This window comes from Vibrio sp. IB15 (assembly GCF_016406055.1).
Classification (GTDB): domain Bacteria; phylum Pseudomonadota; class Gammaproteobacteria; order Enterobacterales; family Vibrionaceae; genus Vibrio; species Vibrio chagasii.
On record NZ_JAEFCE010000030.1, the window covers coordinates 16,789 to 32,814 of the forward strand.

The window sequence follows — 16,026 nt, forward strand, 5'->3', positions numbered from 1 at the left end:
AGTATCTGGAATCTCCAACAACGAATAGAGATTCCCGACTACGCTCCTTCGTCGCTTTCGGGAATGACGTAAAAACTTGCTCAGTAACTTTCCATTCATAGTCTTCTGGTCACCAGTTCCTCAAACCTCGTCATTCCAGAACTGAGGAACGAAGTATCTGGAATCTCCAACAACGAATAGAGATTCCCGACTACGCTCCTTCGTCGCTATCGTGAATGACGTGAAAACTTACTCAGTCACTTTCCATTCATAGTCGTCTGGTCACCAGTTCCTTTAACCTCATCATTCCAGAACTGAGGGACGAGGTATCTGGAATCTCCAACCACAATTGAGATTCCCAACTGCGCTCCTGCGTCACTATCGGGAATGACGACTAGGTAAACTATCTCTAACGTAAAATCCACATACAAAAAAGGCCTCACCGAAGTGAAGCCTTTAGAATCATTTGCTGTGTCGCTTATTGAGCTGGACGTGGGCAAATCTCAGATTCAGGGAAGAAGAACTCGATTTCACGAGCTGCAGACTCTGGGCTGTCGCTACCGTGTACTGAGTTGTAACGCATGCTGATTGCGTAATCAGCGCGGATCGTGCCGCATGCCGCTTCTTCTGGGTTTGTTTTGCCCATAAGTTCACGGTAACGAGCAATTGCGTTTTCGCCTTCAAGTACTTGAACCATGATAGGACCAGAAGTCATGAACTCTTTTAGTGGACCAAAGAATTCTTTGCCTTCGTGTTCCGCGTAGAAGCCGCTCGCTTGCTCTTCAGTCAGACGAACCATCTTAGCAGCGATGATTTCTAGGCCTGCTTTTTCGATGCGGTGGTAGATTTCACCAACAAGGTTACGTTTAACTGCATCCGGCTTAACAATTGAGAACGTTCTTTCTAGAGCCATAGGGATTCCTTCACTTCATTTTTTTGTTATTAAATACTGAAATTACTAAGATCATTCGATCTAAGTTAATCAATGAGCGGTACCGAAACACCGCTCATCGTTATTATTATTTTGCTTGGTCGATAAGAATGCGAGCCAGTGTGCGAACACCCATGCCTGTTGCACCTGCCGCCCACTTATCACTTGGAGATTTACGGTAAGTACCCGCGCAATCCATGTGCATCCAGCCTTTTTTGTAGTCATCTACGAAGTAAGACAGGAACGCAGCAGCCGTGCTTGCACCAGGAGTGTAATCACCCGTGCTGATGTTCGAAAGGTCAGCAAAGTTTGAAGGCAGCATACCACGGTGGAAGTCCGCAAGAGGCAGTGGCCACAGGCCTTCTTTCTCTTGGTTAGCCGCCGTTAGTGCTTGGTGAGCCAGCTCGTCATCGAAGCTCATTAGTGCGTGGTAGTCGTTACCCAGTGCGTTTTTAGCAGCGCCCGTTAGCGTTGCACAGTCGATGATAAGCTCAGGATTTTGCTCACTTGCGTACATCAGGCCATCAGCTAGAACTAAACGACCTTCTGCGTCGGTGTTCATGATCTCAACCGTCTTACCGTTCTTGTACGTGATGATATCGCCAAGCTTCAATGCACGGCCAGAGATCATGTTCTCTGCACAACATAGGATAAGCTTGATGCGCTTGTTAAGGCCACGCTCAATCGCAAGACCTAAACCACCAGTGATAGTCGCTGCGCCACCCATGTCTGCTTTCATTGCAGTCATGAACTGACCTGGCTTAATGCTGTAACCGCCTGAGTCGAAAGTAATACCTTTACCAACTAGACAGGCAAATACAGGCGCGTTTTCGTCGCCTGTTGGGTTGAAGTCCAGTTGAAGCATTGCTGAAGTACGCTCAGAGCCGCGGCCTACCGCGTAGATGCCTTCCCAACCTTCTGTTAGTAGGTCTTTGTCTTTAACGATTTTCGCTTTAACTGTGCCTTCAGGTGCGACTGACTTAATGTATTCAGCTGCCATTGTCGCCAATTGGCGAGGTGCAACTTCTTCAGCCGTTTTATTGATAATGTCACGCGTCCAATCTGTCGCACGGATACGCGCTTCTAGCTCAGCTTGGTCAGCTTCTGGCAGTGCATCCCACTCCAATGCATTCTTTTTCTTTGGTCCACGGTAACCTTGATTGAAAGCCCATACGCTTTCTAGGTCCCAACCTTCACCACTTAGCGAAACGAATGAAATACCTTGTCCGTCAAGTGTGCGACCTGCGCGTTGAACAGCACCAAGATCGTGGCCTTCACCAATGTGAATTGTCGCTCCTACTTCCGAGAACGATAAAATAGCTTTTGCTCCCCACTGAGGCTGGGCAGCTTCTTGACTTAAAAATACTGACATCTGTGTAGACATGATTTCTCCTTGTCTGAGAACCACCTTACTTGAGTGATCCTGATTATTTTTTATTAACGCACTGATGTTAGCATTATGTAGAAGTAAAATGTCACTTTGATAAAAAAACGGACCATAAGGTCCGCTTTTTTTAGTAAGAATTGTTAACTTGGCTGCGTTTTATATGGGGTTGATTTCACTCCATAGCCAAATCATCGATGTGATGATTAATCCATCTCATCCATCCAGCACAAAATAATAGCCTCTAAGATCTTTTCGTTCGAGTGATTAGGCTCGTCATCAAACTCTTCAAGGTCTAATACCCACTGATGTAGGTCGGTAAAACGTACCGTTTTAGGATCAGTATCAGGGTACAAATCACATAACTCAATTGCGATATCGCGAGAATCAATCCACTTCAAGCTCATAACACTTCCTTATATTTATCAGAGACACTTAGTCACTTTTATGATCTATATTCTAGGCCAGTTTTGCTAAATCGTTATCTCAGTCATGGCGAAAACCACCATGACTGTAGAGTAATTCTTAGTGATCTTCAGATGCTAGGTTCAAGGTGTACTTTGGAATCTCAACAACAAGGTCTTCATCAGCGACTTTCGCTTGGCAACCTAGGCGAGATTCCATTTCTAAGCCCCATGCTTTATCAAGCATATCGTCTTCTAGGTCATCACTCTCTTCTAAAGAATCGAAACCTTCACGGATCACAACGTGACATGTTGTACATGCACACGATTTTTCACATGCGTGCTCAATACCAATACCGGCCTTCAACGCTACATCAAGAACCGTTTCACCAGTTTTTGCTTCTAAAACAGCGCCTTCTGGACATAGATCTTCGTGAGGTAAAACAATAATCTTTGGCATGTTTATCTATTCTCTAACTATTAAATATTATCGACTGACTGACCTGACAGTGCAGCACGAATTGATTTATCCATACGACGTGAAGCAAAGTCTTGGCTCGCTTTGTCGGTATTCTTAATTTCTTGTTCAATGGCATCAGCACTGTCGCCGTTGCGCACTTCAATCAGCGTTTCAATGGCTTGTAGCAGCTGTTGTTTCTCTTGCTCGTTAAGCAGCTCGTCACCGTCAGCTTGCATTGCAGCGATCAGGCCTTCAATAACACGATCCGCTTCTACGCGTTGTTCCGCAAGAGCACGCGCTTGCATGTCTTCTTTCGCAAACGTCATAGAGTCTTTCAGCATATTAGCAACTTCATCATCGCTCAGGCCGTAAGAAGGCTTCACTTGGATTTCAGCTTGAACACCAGTGCTCTTTTCCATAGCTGTTACAGACAACAGGCCATCAGCATCCACTTGGTAAGTCACACGAATATGCGCTGCACCAGCAGCCATAGGTGGAATGCCCTTCAGAGCAAAACGAGCCAGTGAGCGACAATCGTCAACCATTTCACGTTCGCCTTGAACGGTGTGTACTGTCATTGCAGTTTGACCGTCTTTGAACGTAGTAAATTCTTGTGCGCGAGCTACTGGGATCGTGGTGTTACGCGGAATGATCTTTTCTACTAGGCCACCCATGGTTTCGATACCTAGTGAAAGTGGGATTACGTCTAGTAGCAACATTTCTGAATCAGGTTTGTTACCTACTAGAATATCCGCTTGAATTGACGCACCAATCGCAACCACTTCATCAGGGTTAATGCTGGTTAATGGCGTACGACCAAAGAAGTCACCCACCATTTCACGTACTAGTAATGTACGAGTTGAACCACCAACCATGACTACTTCTAGCACTTCATCCGCATCAACTTCTGCATCTTTTAGAGCACGACGACATGAAAGTAGCGTTTTCTTAACTAGAGGCTTGATGATCTCTTCAAACTCTTCACGAGTTAATGAACCAGACCAACCTAATACTTCAACATCAACACTTTCTGATTCAGACAAGCCAATTTTAGCTTCTGTTGCTGCATCTAGAAGCGCACGGTTTTGCTCAGCAGTTAGCTCTGATAATCCCATTTGCTCTTTGAAATGATCAGCGACAAGGTGGTCAAAATCATCACCGCCTAGTGCAGAGTCACCGCCAGTAGCTAGAACTTCAAAGACACCTTTAGACAAGCGTAAAATAGAGATATCAAACGTACCGCCGCCTAAGTCGTAAACCGCGATCACCCCTTCTTTGCCTGAATCCAGACCGTAAGCAATCGCTGCCGCCGTTGGTTCATTTAGAAGACGTAATACATGAAGACCAGCCAGCTGCGCCGCGTCTTTAGTACCAGCACGTTGTGCATCATCGAAATACGCAGGAACAGTAATCACCGCACCAGATAGCTCACCGCCTAATGTAGATTCAGCACGTTGACCGAGTGCTTTCAGAATATCTGCAGACACTTGAATCGGGTTCTTGTTGCCTTGCTCTGTACGGATCACAGGCAGACCATTATCACTTTCTTCAAACTGATATGGCAGAGATGGGTATCGTTGCTGAATATCAGCCAGTGAGCGACCAATCAATCGCTTAACTGAGATAATGGTATTTTTAGGATCAGTCTGTGCATTTGCACGAGCTTCATCACCAGTCGTATGTGAGTCTGACTGATAGTGAACAACGGAAGGCAGAATGCTACGACCATCTTGATCAACGAGCGTGCTCGCTTCACCACTGCGCACTGACGCAACCAATGAATTTGTTGTACCTAAATCAATACCCACAGCAAGCTTATGCTGGTGAGGAGCGGCGCTTTGCCCTGGTTCTGCAATCTGAAGTAGTGCCATGGATGTGTCCTTGTTGTACCAACTAGCCGATCAAACGATCTTCAACTAGCTCGATTTCATTCTTTAATTTTGCAATAAACTTTAGCTTTCTTACTCGGTCTGCTGCTTCTAACCAAGCCTGGCTGTCGAGTTCTTGTTGGATAGCGCTTAATTGTTGTTTATACATTTTGCTAACCTTTCCTTCAAATGCAAACAATGCATCTTCCGGGTCAGAACTGTCGGCGATGTCTTCAAGCTCTTCACGCAGTTCCATTTGCTCCATAAGGAACATTGGGTCTTGCATGGTTTGCTGCTCGCCGCGAATATCCTCACCATGTTGTACTAACAGGTATTCAGCGCGGCTGATTGGATTCTTCAGCACCTGATACGCATCGTTAATTTGTGCTGCTTTTTGTACGGCTAGCAAGCGATCTCGCTCAGAAGCTGTAGCAAATTTATCAGGATGGAATTGGCGTTGCAGATCTCTAAACTGAGAAGAAAGAAGGCTACCATCCAGCTGGAACTGAAGTGGTAGCCCAAATAATTCGAAATGATTCATGTAACGGTGGTCCTAAGTTTAGGCTCTGAATCAGAGCCTAATTTTATTCTTCGCTCACTATAAACGTTCTACGATTGAAGCGTTTATACGTTGAAGCTCTCACCACAACCACATTCGCCTTTCGCGTTAGGGTTGTTGAATTCAAAACCTTCGTTTAGGCCTTCTTTTACGTAATCAAGCTCCGTACCGTCTAGGTAAACTAAGCTTTTTGGATCAATGATGACCTTCACACCTGAATGCTCGAACACTTGGTCTTCTTCGTTAAGCTCGTCAACGAATTCTAGTACATACGCCATACCCGAACAGCCAGTGGTTTTAACCGCTAAGCGTAACCCGATACCTTTACCTCGGTTATCTAGGAAAGCTTGAACTCGGCTTGCCGCCGTCTCTGTCATGGTGATGGCCATACTACAACCTTGTGTTTTATATAAAATTGAGAACTCAGGGGGAGCACAAAGGGTGCTCCCAAATATTGCTTATTATTGGTGATTACTTTTAGAAACGATTAACGCTTCTTTTTGTAATCCGCAACTGCTGCTTTGATTGCATCTTCAGCAAGAATTGAACAGTGAACTTTCACTGGTGGCAACTCAAGCTCTTCTGCGATTTCAGAGTTTTTGATAGCAGCCGCTTCATCAATGCTTTTACCTTTAACCCACTCAGTGACTAGTGAGCTAGAAGCGATTGCGCTACCGCAACCGTAAGTCTTGAATTTCGCGTCTTCGATAATACCTTCTGGTGTTACCTTGATTTGCAGTTTCATTACGTCACCACAAGCTGGTGCGCCAACCATGCCGCTACCTACACTTGGGTCTTCTTTATCAAACGAACCTACGTTACGTGGGTTTTCGTAGTGATCAATTACTTTTTCGCTATATGCCATAATAGTTACCTCGAATCCTCTATTTCCGTGAGATTAGTGATGTGCCCACTCAACAGTGTTCAAATCAATCCCTTCTTTATACATATCCCATAGAGGAGACATGTCGCGTAATTTGTTTACCGCTACACGGATTTGTGCAATCGCGTAGTCGATTTCTTCTTCCGTTGTGAAACGGCCGAATGAGAAACGTACTGAGCTGTGTGCCAGTTCATCGTTTAGACCAAGAGCACGTAGAACGTACGATGGCTCTAGACTTGCTGATGTACATGCAGAACCCGATGATACTGCTAGGTCTTTTAGAGACATAAGCAGAGACTCACCTTCAACGAAAGCAAAGCTCACGTTTAGGTTGTGTGGTACACGTTGGTCTAAGTCACCGTTTACTGTTACCGCTTCTAGATCCTGAACACCTTTCAGTAGGCGCTCACGAAGTGCTAGTGCGTGATCGTAATCTTTCTGCATGTCTTGCTTAGCAACAGCACACGCTTCGCCCATACCCACGATTTGGTGAGTAGCAAGCGTACCAGAGCGGAAACCACGCTCATGACCGCCACCGTGCATTTGCGCTTCAAGACGAATACGAGGCTTACGACGAACGTAAAGTGCACCGATACCTTTAGGACCATACATCTTGTGAGCTGAAAGTGAGATTAGGTCAACTTTAGTCTCTTTTACGTCTAGTGGGATTTTACCCGCAGACTGAGCTGCATCAACGTGGAAGATGATCTTGCGAGAACGACATAGTTCGCCGATTGCATTGATATCTTGGATAACGCCGATTTCGTTGTTTACGTGCATGATAGAAACAAGAACTGTGTCTTCACGCATTGCAGCTTGTAGCTTGTCTAGATCGATGATGCCGTTTGCTTCTGGCTCTAGGTAAGTTACCTCGAAGCCTTCACGTTCTAGTTGACGACATGGATCAAGAACCGCTTTGTGTTCTGTTTTGCACGTGATTACGTGCTTACCTTTCTTCTCGTAAAAGTGCGCTGCACCTTTAATAGCAAGGTTATCTGACTCTGTAGCACCAGAAGTAAAAACAATTTCACGTGGGTCTGCATTTAGTAGGTCAGCAATTTGCTCACGAGCATTATCTACTGCTTCTTCTGCCTGCCAGCCGTAACGGTGTGAACGAGATGCAGGGTTACCGAAGTTACCGTCCATCGTCATGCACTGAACCATTTTCTCAGCAACTCGTGGATCGACTGGACATGTAGCTGAATAGTCAAAGTAAATAGGCAGTTTCATTTTCTACTCCAATGTAAAAACTGACCGCTATGAGCGGGCATTAACACCCTGAGGTGCTGCACTAATCGTTGTAGTGCTCGTATTTTTATGTGCAAAACTATTGTTAACCGCAAGATCAATATCTTGGCGATCAGAAATCTCTAAAACTTCGTTATCTTTCATCAGCTCACCGAGCGTAATGTCGTTTAAGAAGCTGCTGATTCGGGAGCTTAAATCACGCCAAAGGGTGTGAGTTAAACAGCGACTACCACCTTGGCAATCTGCTCGACCGTGACACTTAGTTGCATCTACTGATTCGTCAACTGCTGCAATCACAGTTCCGACAGCGATGTCACCCGCTTCAGCGCCAAGACGGTAACCACCACCTGGGCCACGAACACTAGCAACTAAGCCAGCTTTACGTAACTTAGAAAAAAGTTGCTCTAAGTAAGATAACGAGATGCCTTGTCGCTCTGAGATGTCAGCCAGAGGAACTGGGCTTTTTTGCGAATGCAGTGCTACATCTAGCATAGCCGTTACCGCATATCTTCCTTTAGATGTAAGTTTCATATCACACCGTATCCACATTGTTTATGTGGTTGGAATCTTCCCATACCTGACTAAATTGGTCAAGTATTTTACCTGACTATTTTAGTCAGGTATTCATCCTTGCGGCGAGCATGGTTTTTACTGGCTATTTTTGCTCTTCTCGATAGAGGTCAAAATACCACGAAGCGTGTTGATCTCTTGAAGTTCTGGACGCGCACGACTAAACAGGCGACGTAACTTATTCATCACCTGACCAGGCTTATCCTTAGAGATAAATTGGGTATCGATGATGACTTTTTCAAGGTGTTCGTAGAACATTTCTAGTTCTTCGTGACGAGGGTACTCATCTTGTGGCTGAGGCTTGTATTGGCTAGCCACCATATCTAGATGAGCAACACGAACTTCGTAGCTCAGCGTCTGTACAGCCATCGCCAGGTTTAGCGAGCTGTATTCCGGGTTTGCAGGAATACATACGTGGTAATGACACTTTTGTAGTTCTTCATTCGTTAGGCCTGTGCGCTCACGACCGAAGACTAATGCTACAGGGTGCTTTTGACCTTCAACGGCAAACTTTTCACCACACTCACGAGGCTCAAGCATTGGCCATTCAAGGGTACGTGAACGAGCACTTGAACCAACAACCAAACCGCAGTCTTTTACGGCTTCGTCTAATGTAGAAACAATAACCGCATTTTCAGCGATGTCACCAGCACCAGCAGCCAGTGCTAAGGTCTGCTCGTCAACTTCACACTGAGGGTCTACAAGAACTAACTGACTTAAACCCATCACTTTCATTGCGCGAGCTGCTGATCCGATATTTCCCGAATGAGACGTACCAACCAGAACGACTTTTACATTGTCTAACATGCTATATGACACCACTTTAAAAATAATCGCGAGATATTAACACATAGCAAAGTAAAATGGTCAGACCCTTCGCGTAATGTGAATCTAAGAGTTCAAAAAATAACCACTTCCCTTTTGGTAAAACTTTGGTATACTCGCCGCCGCTTTAAATTGTTCTTTAACATCTTGTGGGAAAAACCATATGCATCCAATGCTAAACATTGCGATACGCGCTGCGCGTAAAGCTGGCAACCATATTGCTAAATCTCTAGAAACAACTGATAAGATCGAAACGTCTCTAAAAGGTAACAACGATTACGTTACTAACATTGCTCAAGAAGCTGAGTACATGATCATTGAGACAATCAAAGCATCTTACCCAGAGCACAGCATTATTTCTGAAGAGAAAGGCCTAATCGAAGGTAAAGACTCTGACGTACAATGGATCGTTGACCCACTAGATGGCACCAACAACTTTGTAAAAGGTTTCCCTCACTTCTCTGTATCTATCGCTGTTCGCATGAACGGTCGTACAGAAGTTGCTTGTGTTTACGACCCAATGCTAAACGAGCTATTCACAGCTCAACGTGGCGCTGGTGCTCAACTAAACAACGCTCGTATGCGTGTTACTCAGCTTAAAGACCTTCAAGGTACTGTTCTAGCAACTGGTTTCCCATTCAAAGCTAAGCAACACTCTGAGTCTTTCATGAAGATCATCTCTGGTCTATTCATCGACTGTTCTGATTTCCGTCGTACTGGTTCTCCAGCACTTGACCTATGTTACCTAGCGGCTGGCCGTGTTGACGGTTACCTAGAACTAGACCTAAAACCTTGGGACCTAGCAGCTGGCGATCTAATCGCACGTGAAGCTGGTGCAATCCTAACTGACTTCGCTGGCGGTACTGACTACATGAAGTCTGGTAACGTTGTAGCTTCAAGCGCACGTGGTGTTAAGTCTATTCTTAAGCACGTTCGTGAGAACGCAAACGAAGGTATGCTGAAGTAATTCAGGCCTGATGCTTATAGTCTCTATTTAATAGAGCGCTAAAAAATTCAAAGCCTCGCACACGCGGGGCTTTTTTGTATCTGTGGTTCAGGGATGCGAGATGCGAGCTGAACAGCGCTTATGGTATTAAGTACAACTCACTTCGACCATAAAATTTGTATTGAGTTTTCCTGCAAAATGCAGGCATAAAAAAACCGCTAGTTGCCTAGCGGTTTTTTTGGTTTAGCGAAACTTGTTAGGCCAAGGCCTAAGGCATTTCGTCAAACTCTTCACCTTCTTTTTCCACTTGTGGTGGCATTAGGTGTTCACGCGTAATACCCAACTTCATCGCTAGTGCAGATGCAACGTAGATAGAAGAGTAAGTACCAACCGTAATACCCAGTAGAAGTGCGGTTGCGAAACCGTGAATCATAGCGCCGCCCTGAACAAACAGTGCGATAACTACGAACAAGGTTGTACCAGAAGTGATCAATGTACGGCTCAATGTTTGTGTGATTGAGCTGTTCAGCACTTCAGGTGCTTCGCCTTTACGCATCTTACGGAAGTTCTCACGAATACGGTCGAATACAACAATGGTATCGTTGAGGGAGTAACCGACTACCGTTAGCAAGGCTGCTACGATGGTAAGGTCAACCTCAATTTGCACCAGAGAGAATACTCCCAGCGTGATGATAACGTCGTGCGCCAGTGCAAGTACCGCACCTGCCGCCAAACGCCACTCGAATCGCACTGATACGTAGATCAAAATACAGATAAGAGAAACTAGGATAGCAAGGCCACCCGCTTCTGTTAGCTCATCACCTACGTTAGGACCAACGAACTCGATACGACGCATTTCAACTTGTTCACCTGTGCCTTTCTCGATAGCTGAAAGGATTTGGTTACCAAGCGTCTCGCCTGCAACGCCGTCACGAGGACGTAGACGAACCATTACATCACGAGCTGAACCGAAGTTCTGTACCGTTGCATCACCAAAGCCTTCAGCTTCAAGTGCACTACGGATATCAGGAAGGTGTGCTGGTTGTTCAAAGCCAACTTCAATCAGAGTACCGCCTGTAAAGTCTAGACCCCAGTTCAACGATGTCGTTGTTAGGGTGAAGATAGCCGTACCAATCATCAAGATAGAAAGAACAAAGGCAACCTTTGACCAACGCATAAAGTCGATCATTTTGTCTGCTTTTAGAATCTGAAACATATTAATTCCTAGCCTTAGATCGACAGTTTCTTAACGCGTTTGCCGCCATACATCAGGTTCACGATACAACGTGTGCCGACAATAGCTGTAAACATAGAAGTCAGGATACCGATAGACAGCGTTACCGCGAAGCCTTTGATCGCACCAGTACCAACCGCAAATAGAATGATTGCAGTTAATAGAGTTGTGATGTTCGCATCGGCGATTGTGCTGAATGCGTTCGCGTAACCTTGGTGAATTGCTTGCTGTGGACTGCGTCCCTCTCGAAGTTCTTCACGTATACGCTCAAAGATCAGTACGTTCGCATCGACCGCCATACCGACCGTTAATACGATACCGGCAATACCTGGTAGCGTCATGGTTGCACCTGGGATCATCGACATCACACCAATAATCAATACCAAGTTCGCCATTAGCGCAACGTTCGCGATAAGACCAAAACTACGGTAGTAAAGCAGCGTAAATAGCATTACTGCAGCCATACCCCAAACCATCGCCATGATACCCATATCGATGTTTTGTTGTCCCATAGATGGACCAATCGTACGTTCTTCAACAATCGAGATAGGCGCAATCAGAGCACCTGCACGAAGTAGAAGTGCCAAGTTATGAGCTTCAGCTGTAGAGTCGATACCAGTAATTCGGAAGTTACGGCCAAGCGCTGATTGAATCGTCGCTTGGTTGATCACTTCTTCATGCTTAGTAAGAATCACTTTGCCTTCAGGTGTCTTACGACCGCTGTCTTTGTACTCTGCAAATACCGTCGCCATTAGCTTACCGATATTTTGACGAGAGAACGCAGACATCTTGCTACCACCTTCGCTGTCTAGCGAGATGTTAACTTGAGGACGACCATATTCATCAACACTTGAGCTTGCATCTGTAATGCTAGAACCACCTAGGATAACGCGCTTCTTAAGTACCACAGGGCGACCATCACGGTCTTGCTTAATTTCGCTACCGGCTGGGGCACGACCAGAAGCTGCAGCGGCTAAGTCAGCACTGCTATCAACTTCACGGAATTCAAGCGTTGCTGTCGCACCAAGGATTTCTTTAGCACGAGCCGTGTCTTGAACACCTGGCAATTCTACTACGATACGGCTAGCGCCTTGGCGTTGAACCAAAGGCTCAGCAACACCAAGTTCGTTCACACGATTACGTAGAATGGTAATATTTTGCTCTACCGCGTAGTTACGGATTTCTTGAAGACGAGCTTCAGTGAAGTTAGCAATCAAAGAAAAACGACCATTCGAGTCAGACTCTACGAATGTCATATCTTGGTGCTTAGATTGCAGTAGCGATTTCGCTTCAGCAAGCTGCTCTTCATTACGTAAGATCACCTCTACCGCATCTTTGCCCGATGGACGAATAGCACGGTAACGGATCTTCTCTTCACGAAGTTCACTACGGAACGCTTCTTCTTGTTGGCCAACTAGCTTTTCCATTGCAGCGTCCATATCCACTTCCATTAAGAAGTGAACACCACCACGTAGGTCAAGACCAAGCTTCATTGGTGCAGCACCAATAGATTCAAGCCAATCCGGTGTTGAAGCCGCTAGGTTTAATGCAACGATAACGTCTTCGTCTAATGCTTCAGTGATAACATCACGGGCACTAATTTGAGAGTCTGTGTCGTTAAAGCGAACAAGAATGGAACCGTTTTCTAGAGCAACGGATTTAGTTGAAAGGTTTTCTGCTTCAAGAGCATTGGTGACAGCATCCAGCGTAGACATATCTACAGAGGCGCCACGCGCCCCTGTAACTTGAACTGCCGGATCTTCACCGTATATATTCGGAAGTGCGTACAACGCAGCGATGGCAATGGTAAACACCACCATCAGGTACTTCCATAACGGATAACGGTTTAGCACAGCGAGGATCCTCTAGCTGTTTATAGAGATTTCAGAGTACCTTTTGGTAGCACTGCTGTAACGAAGTCTTTCTTGATAACTACTTCGTTGTTTGCGTTCAGTTCGATAGCAACGTAGTCGCTGTCTTCTGCAATCTTAGTGATTTTACCGATCAGACCACCGCTAGTTAGAACTTCGTCGCCTTTGCCCATAGAAGCCATTAGGTTCTTGTGCTCTTTAACGCGCTTAGCTTGTGGACGGTAGATCATGAAGTAGAAGATCACAGCGAACATACCTAGCATGATAAGCATTTCGAAACCGCCGCCTGCTGGTGCACCTTCTGCTGCTGCGTGAGCTTGAGAAATAAACATTTAAAACATCCTCTATTTATATTTTCGTAATTGTTTGTCTAATTGGGTCGTATCCCTTTATTTTCAAGCCCCATCCCTCCGAAGAGAGACAGGGCTCGCAAAAAAGAAATACTAAGATTCTTTACCTAGTGGCGGCACTTCGCGCCCCATTCTTGCGTAGAACTCTGCAACAAACTCTTCAAAGCGGTCTTCATCGATAGACTGACGAATGTCAGACATTACTCGTTGGTAGAAACGCAGGTTATGAATCGTGTTCAGTCGAGCACCTAGGATTTCGTTACAACGATCCAAATGGTGTAAGTACGACTTGCTGTAGTTCTTACAAGTGTAACAGTCACACTCTGAATCTAGTGGTGTTGTATCGGTTTTATGCTTCGCATTACGGATCTTGATCACACCTTCAGTCACAAACAGGTGGCCGTTACGTGCATTTCGCGTTGGCATTACACAGTCAAACATGTCGATACCACGACGAACACCTTCAACTAGGTCTTCAGGTTTGCCTACGCCCATTAGGTAACGTGGCTTATCTTCAGGTAGTTGAGGACATGTGTGCTCAAGAATGCGGTGCATGTCTTCTTTTGGTTCGCCTACTGCTAGGCCGCCAACTGCGTAACCGTCAAAACCAATTTCCGTTAGGCCTTTAACCGATACATCACGTAGGTCTTCGTACACACCACCTTGAACGATACCGAATAGTGAGTTCGGGTTTTCAAGTTTGTCGAAGTGGTTACGAGAACGCTCAGCCCAACGAAGAGACATCTCCATTGAGTCTTTCGCTTCTTTGTGTGTCGCAGGGTAAGGCGTACACTCATCGAAGATCATTACGATGTCTGAACCTAGGTCTTTTTGGATTTCCATCGACTTCTCAGCGTCCATGAAGATCTTGTCACCGTTTACAGGATTACGGAAATGTACACCCTCTTCAGTGATTTTACGCATCGCACCTAAGCTGAATACTTGGAAGCCGCCTGAATCGGTCAGGATAGGACCTTGCCAGTTCATGAAATCGTGCAAGTCACCGTGCATCTTCATGATTTCTTGACCAGGGCGTAGCCATAGGTGGAACGTGTTACCTAGTAGGATTTCAGCACCTGTGTCTTTTACTTCTTCAGGAGTCATACCTTTTACAGTACCGTAAGTACCTACAGGCATGAATGCTGGTGTTTCAACGGTACCGCGCTCAAACTGAAGTTGACCACGACGCGCACCAGCGTTTGTTTTTTTAAGTTCGTATTTTAATTTCACGAAGCCTCCAATATGCCAGAGAAACAATCTGACTGTTAATTCAGAGCTTAAGTTAGCCTTAATACTCTATGAGGAGCGGTCGCGTATTCCTTGCGAGAGGTTAGACAGAGACCCTGCCCGACTCCTAGCTTACTGCTAGCACCCGTAAATTCTTATTTATATTGCTTATAACCAGCTTAAATTAGCTCGTTTTCTTGTTGATGAACATCGCGTCACCGTAGCTGAAGAAGCGGTATTCGCTCTTCACTGCGTGATCGTATGCAGCCATCACATGGTCGTAACCTGCAAACGCACTCACCAACATGATCAGCGTCGATTCAGGTAGGTGGAAGTTAGTAATAAGGCAATCGACCAACTGGTATTCGTAACCAGGGAAAATAAAGATTTCTGTATCACCAAAGAATGGGACTAATTCAGTACCATTTTTCAGAGCATCTTGCGCTGCACTCTCTAGAGAACGAACCGATGTCGTGCCCACTGCGATAATACGTCCGCCGCGTGCTTTTGTTGCCGCAACCGCATCCACCACTTCTTGCGGTACTTCAACGTACTCTGCATGCATGTGGTGATCGTTGATGTTGTCTACTTTTACTGGCTGGAATGTGCCCGCGCCAACGTGTAGCGTTACATAAGCGAACTCAACACCTTTCGCTTTCATGTCGGCCATTAGCTTATCGTCAAAGTGAAGACCCGCAGTTGGTGCAGCTACCGCACCTGGCTTTTCATTATAGACCGTCTGGTAACGCTCTTTATCTGCGTCTTCATCTGGACGATCAATATAAGGAGGCAGTGGCATGTGACCAACACTGTTCAGAATCTCTAGAACGCTTTGCTCAGATGTGAAATGGATTTCAAATAACGCATCATGACGCGCGACCATTTCTGCTTCGTACTCATCATTCTCACCAAGGAACAGCTTAGTGCCCGGTTTTGGTGACTTAGAACAACGAACATGCGCCAGAATGCTTTTCTCATCCAGCATACGCTCAACCAACACCTCAAGCTTACCGCCTGATGCTTTACGACCAAATACACGAGCAGGGATAACGCGCGTGTTATTGAAAACAACCAGATCGCCTGGTTCAACCAAGTCTAAAACGTCCTTGAACGAACCATCAGTTAGGTTGCCGTTATTGCCATCTAATTTAAGCAGACGGCTTGCTGTACGCTCTTCTTGAGGGTAGCGAGCAATGAGTTCATCTGGTAGGTCAAAGTGAAAATCTGAAACTTGCATTTTTCTGGTCTTGTTTGGTTGATGAATGAGTAGACGCGACTAAAAATTTC

The 16,026-nt window shown here is 45.5% G+C and carries 17 protein-coding genes; 1 reads left to right on the forward strand and 16 read right to left on the reverse strand.

Going from position 1 to position 16,026, the window contains the following annotated elements; genetic code table 11:
- Positions 1-457 precede the first annotated feature (457 nt).
- The 11 genes from ndk to trmJ form a co-directional block, all read right to left on the reverse strand.
- Positions 458-892 carry a nucleoside-diphosphate kinase gene (gene ndk, locus JC606_RS12615; RefSeq protein WP_008222758.1) on the reverse strand — a complete coding sequence of 145 codons (435 nt, stop codon included), beginning with the start codon at positions 890-892 and terminating at the stop codon, positions 458-460.
- A gap of 106 nt (positions 893-998) precedes the next feature.
- Entirely contained in the window at positions 999-2,294 is a 1,296-nt protein-coding gene (pepB, locus tag JC606_RS12620) for an aminopeptidase PepB (protein WP_137408159.1), read from the reverse strand.
- Between the two features lie 206 nt (positions 2,295-2,500).
- A complete protein-coding gene (gene iscX / locus JC606_RS12625; RefSeq protein ID WP_004740335.1) occupies positions 2,501-2,701 on the reverse strand; it encodes a Fe-S cluster assembly protein IscX in 201 nt (66 codons plus the stop codon).
- A 118-nt stretch (positions 2,702-2,819) separates the two neighbouring features.
- Positions 2,820-3,158, reverse strand: a complete 339-nt coding sequence (gene fdx, locus JC606_RS12630) for an ISC system 2Fe-2S type ferredoxin (RefSeq protein WP_004740336.1) — start codon at positions 3,156-3,158, stop codon at positions 2,820-2,822.
- A 20-nt stretch (positions 3,159-3,178) separates the two neighbouring features.
- The gene (hscA, locus tag JC606_RS12635) at positions 3,179-5,029 is read right to left on the reverse strand and encodes a Fe-S protein assembly chaperone HscA (protein ID WP_061033299.1); all 1,851 of its coding nucleotides are present in this window, start codon (positions 5,027-5,029) and stop codon (positions 3,179-3,181) included.
- 22 nt (positions 5,030-5,051) lie between these two features.
- Entirely contained in the window at positions 5,052-5,567 is a 516-nt protein-coding gene (gene hscB / locus JC606_RS12640; protein WP_008222752.1) for a co-chaperone HscB, read from the reverse strand.
- Between the two features lie 83 nt (positions 5,568-5,650).
- Entirely contained in the window at positions 5,651-5,974 is a 324-nt protein-coding gene (iscA, locus tag JC606_RS12645; protein ID WP_061033300.1) for an iron-sulfur cluster assembly protein IscA, read from the reverse strand.
- 98 nt (positions 5,975-6,072) lie between these two features.
- The gene (gene iscU / locus JC606_RS12650; protein WP_004740340.1) at positions 6,073-6,450 is read right to left on the reverse strand and encodes a Fe-S cluster assembly scaffold IscU; all 378 of its coding nucleotides are present in this window, start codon (positions 6,448-6,450) and stop codon (positions 6,073-6,075) included.
- 33 nt (positions 6,451-6,483) lie between these two features.
- A complete protein-coding gene (locus tag JC606_RS12655) occupies positions 6,484-7,698 on the reverse strand; it encodes an IscS subfamily cysteine desulfurase (protein WP_008222744.1) in 1,215 nt (404 codons plus the stop codon).
- Between the two features lie 27 nt (positions 7,699-7,725).
- Complete coding sequence (gene iscR / locus JC606_RS12660; protein WP_137408157.1) at positions 7,726-8,247, reverse strand: Fe-S cluster assembly transcriptional regulator IscR; 522 nt, start codon at positions 8,245-8,247, stop codon at positions 7,726-7,728.
- 117 nt (positions 8,248-8,364) lie between these two features.
- Entirely contained in the window at positions 8,365-9,093 is a 729-nt protein-coding gene (trmJ, locus tag JC606_RS12665) for a tRNA (cytosine(32)/uridine(32)-2'-O)-methyltransferase TrmJ (protein ID WP_061033301.1), read from the reverse strand.
- Between the two features lie 181 nt (positions 9,094-9,274).
- On the opposite strand from trmJ, the gene suhB reads away from it, so the two are divergent.
- Positions 9,275-10,078 carry an inositol-1-monophosphatase gene (gene suhB / locus JC606_RS12670; protein ID WP_008222742.1) on the forward strand — a complete coding sequence of 268 codons (804 nt, stop codon included), beginning with the start codon at positions 9,275-9,277 and terminating at the stop codon, positions 10,076-10,078.
- Positions 10,079-10,325: 247 nt separating this feature from the next.
- Here the strand turns inward: suhB and secF are convergent, their stop codons facing one another.
- The 5 genes from secF to queA all read right to left on the reverse strand — a co-directional run bounded on the left by secF (position 10,326) and on the right by queA (position 15,976).
- Positions 10,326-11,273 carry a protein translocase subunit SecF gene (secF, locus tag JC606_RS12675; RefSeq protein ID WP_198778685.1) on the reverse strand — a complete coding sequence of 316 codons (948 nt, stop codon included), beginning with the start codon at positions 11,271-11,273 and terminating at the stop codon, positions 10,326-10,328.
- A 14-nt stretch (positions 11,274-11,287) separates the two neighbouring features.
- A complete protein-coding gene (gene secD / locus JC606_RS12680) occupies positions 11,288-13,144 on the reverse strand; it encodes a protein translocase subunit SecD (RefSeq protein ID WP_198778686.1) in 1,857 nt (618 codons plus the stop codon).
- A 20-nt stretch (positions 13,145-13,164) separates the two neighbouring features.
- On the reverse strand, positions 13,165-13,494 hold the full coding sequence (gene yajC / locus JC606_RS12685; protein ID WP_008224112.1) for a preprotein translocase subunit YajC: 330 nt from the start codon (positions 13,492-13,494) through the stop codon (positions 13,165-13,167).
- A gap of 111 nt (positions 13,495-13,605) precedes the next feature.
- Positions 13,606-14,742, reverse strand: a complete 1,137-nt coding sequence (gene tgt / locus JC606_RS12690) for a tRNA guanosine(34) transglycosylase Tgt (protein WP_004740348.1) — start codon at positions 14,740-14,742, stop codon at positions 13,606-13,608.
- A gap of 181 nt (positions 14,743-14,923) precedes the next feature.
- Complete coding sequence (queA, locus tag JC606_RS12695) at positions 14,924-15,976, reverse strand: tRNA preQ1(34) S-adenosylmethionine ribosyltransferase-isomerase QueA (RefSeq protein WP_198778687.1); 1,053 nt, start codon at positions 15,974-15,976, stop codon at positions 14,924-14,926.
- Between the last annotated feature and the right edge of the window lie 50 nt (positions 15,977-16,026).

What these genes read in the sequence shown, in the direction of transcription:
- ndk (WP_008222758.1), bottom strand. Translation starts at nt 892, where the DNA reads ATGGCTCTAGAAAGAACGTTCTCAATTGTTAAGCCGGATGCAGTTAAA.
- pepB (WP_137408159.1), bottom strand. Translation starts at nt 2,294, where the DNA reads ATGTCTACACAGATGTCAGTATTTTTAAGTCAAGAAGCTGCCCAGCCT.
- iscX (WP_004740335.1), bottom strand. Translation starts at nt 2,701, where the DNA reads ATGAGCTTGAAGTGGATTGATTCTCGCGATATCGCAATTGAGTTATGT.
- fdx (WP_004740336.1), bottom strand. Translation starts at nt 3,158, where the DNA reads ATGCCAAAGATTATTGTTTTACCTCACGAAGATCTATGTCCAGAAGGC.
- hscA (WP_061033299.1), bottom strand. Translation starts at nt 5,029, where the DNA reads ATGGCACTACTTCAGATTGCAGAACCAGGGCAAAGCGCCGCTCCTCAC.
- hscB (WP_008222752.1), bottom strand. Translation starts at nt 5,567, where the DNA reads ATGAATCATTTCGAATTATTTGGGCTACCACTTCAGTTCCAGCTGGAT.
- iscA (WP_061033300.1), bottom strand. Translation starts at nt 5,974, where the DNA reads ATGGCCATCACCATGACAGAGACGGCGGCAAGCCGAGTTCAAGCTTTC.
- iscU (WP_004740340.1), bottom strand. Translation starts at nt 6,450, where the DNA reads ATGGCATATAGCGAAAAAGTAATTGATCACTACGAAAACCCACGTAAC.
- JC606_RS12655 (WP_008222744.1), bottom strand. Translation starts at nt 7,698, where the DNA reads ATGAAACTGCCTATTTACTTTGACTATTCAGCTACATGTCCAGTCGAT.
- iscR (WP_137408157.1), bottom strand. Translation starts at nt 8,247, where the DNA reads ATGAAACTTACATCTAAAGGAAGATATGCGGTAACGGCTATGCTAGAT.
- trmJ (WP_061033301.1), bottom strand. Translation starts at nt 9,093, where the DNA reads ATGTTAGACAATGTAAAAGTCGTTCTGGTTGGTACGTCTCATTCGGGA.
- suhB (WP_008222742.1), top strand. Translation starts at nt 9,275, where the DNA reads ATGCATCCAATGCTAAACATTGCGATACGCGCTGCGCGTAAAGCTGGC.
- secF (WP_198778685.1), bottom strand. Translation starts at nt 11,273, where the DNA reads ATGTTTCAGATTCTAAAAGCAGACAAAATGATCGACTTTATGCGTTGG.
- yajC (WP_008224112.1), bottom strand. Translation starts at nt 13,494, where the DNA reads ATGTTTATTTCTCAAGCTCACGCAGCAGCAGAAGGTGCACCAGCAGGC.
- queA (WP_198778687.1), bottom strand. Translation starts at nt 15,976, where the DNA reads ATGCAAGTTTCAGATTTTCACTTTGACCTACCAGATGAACTCATTGCT.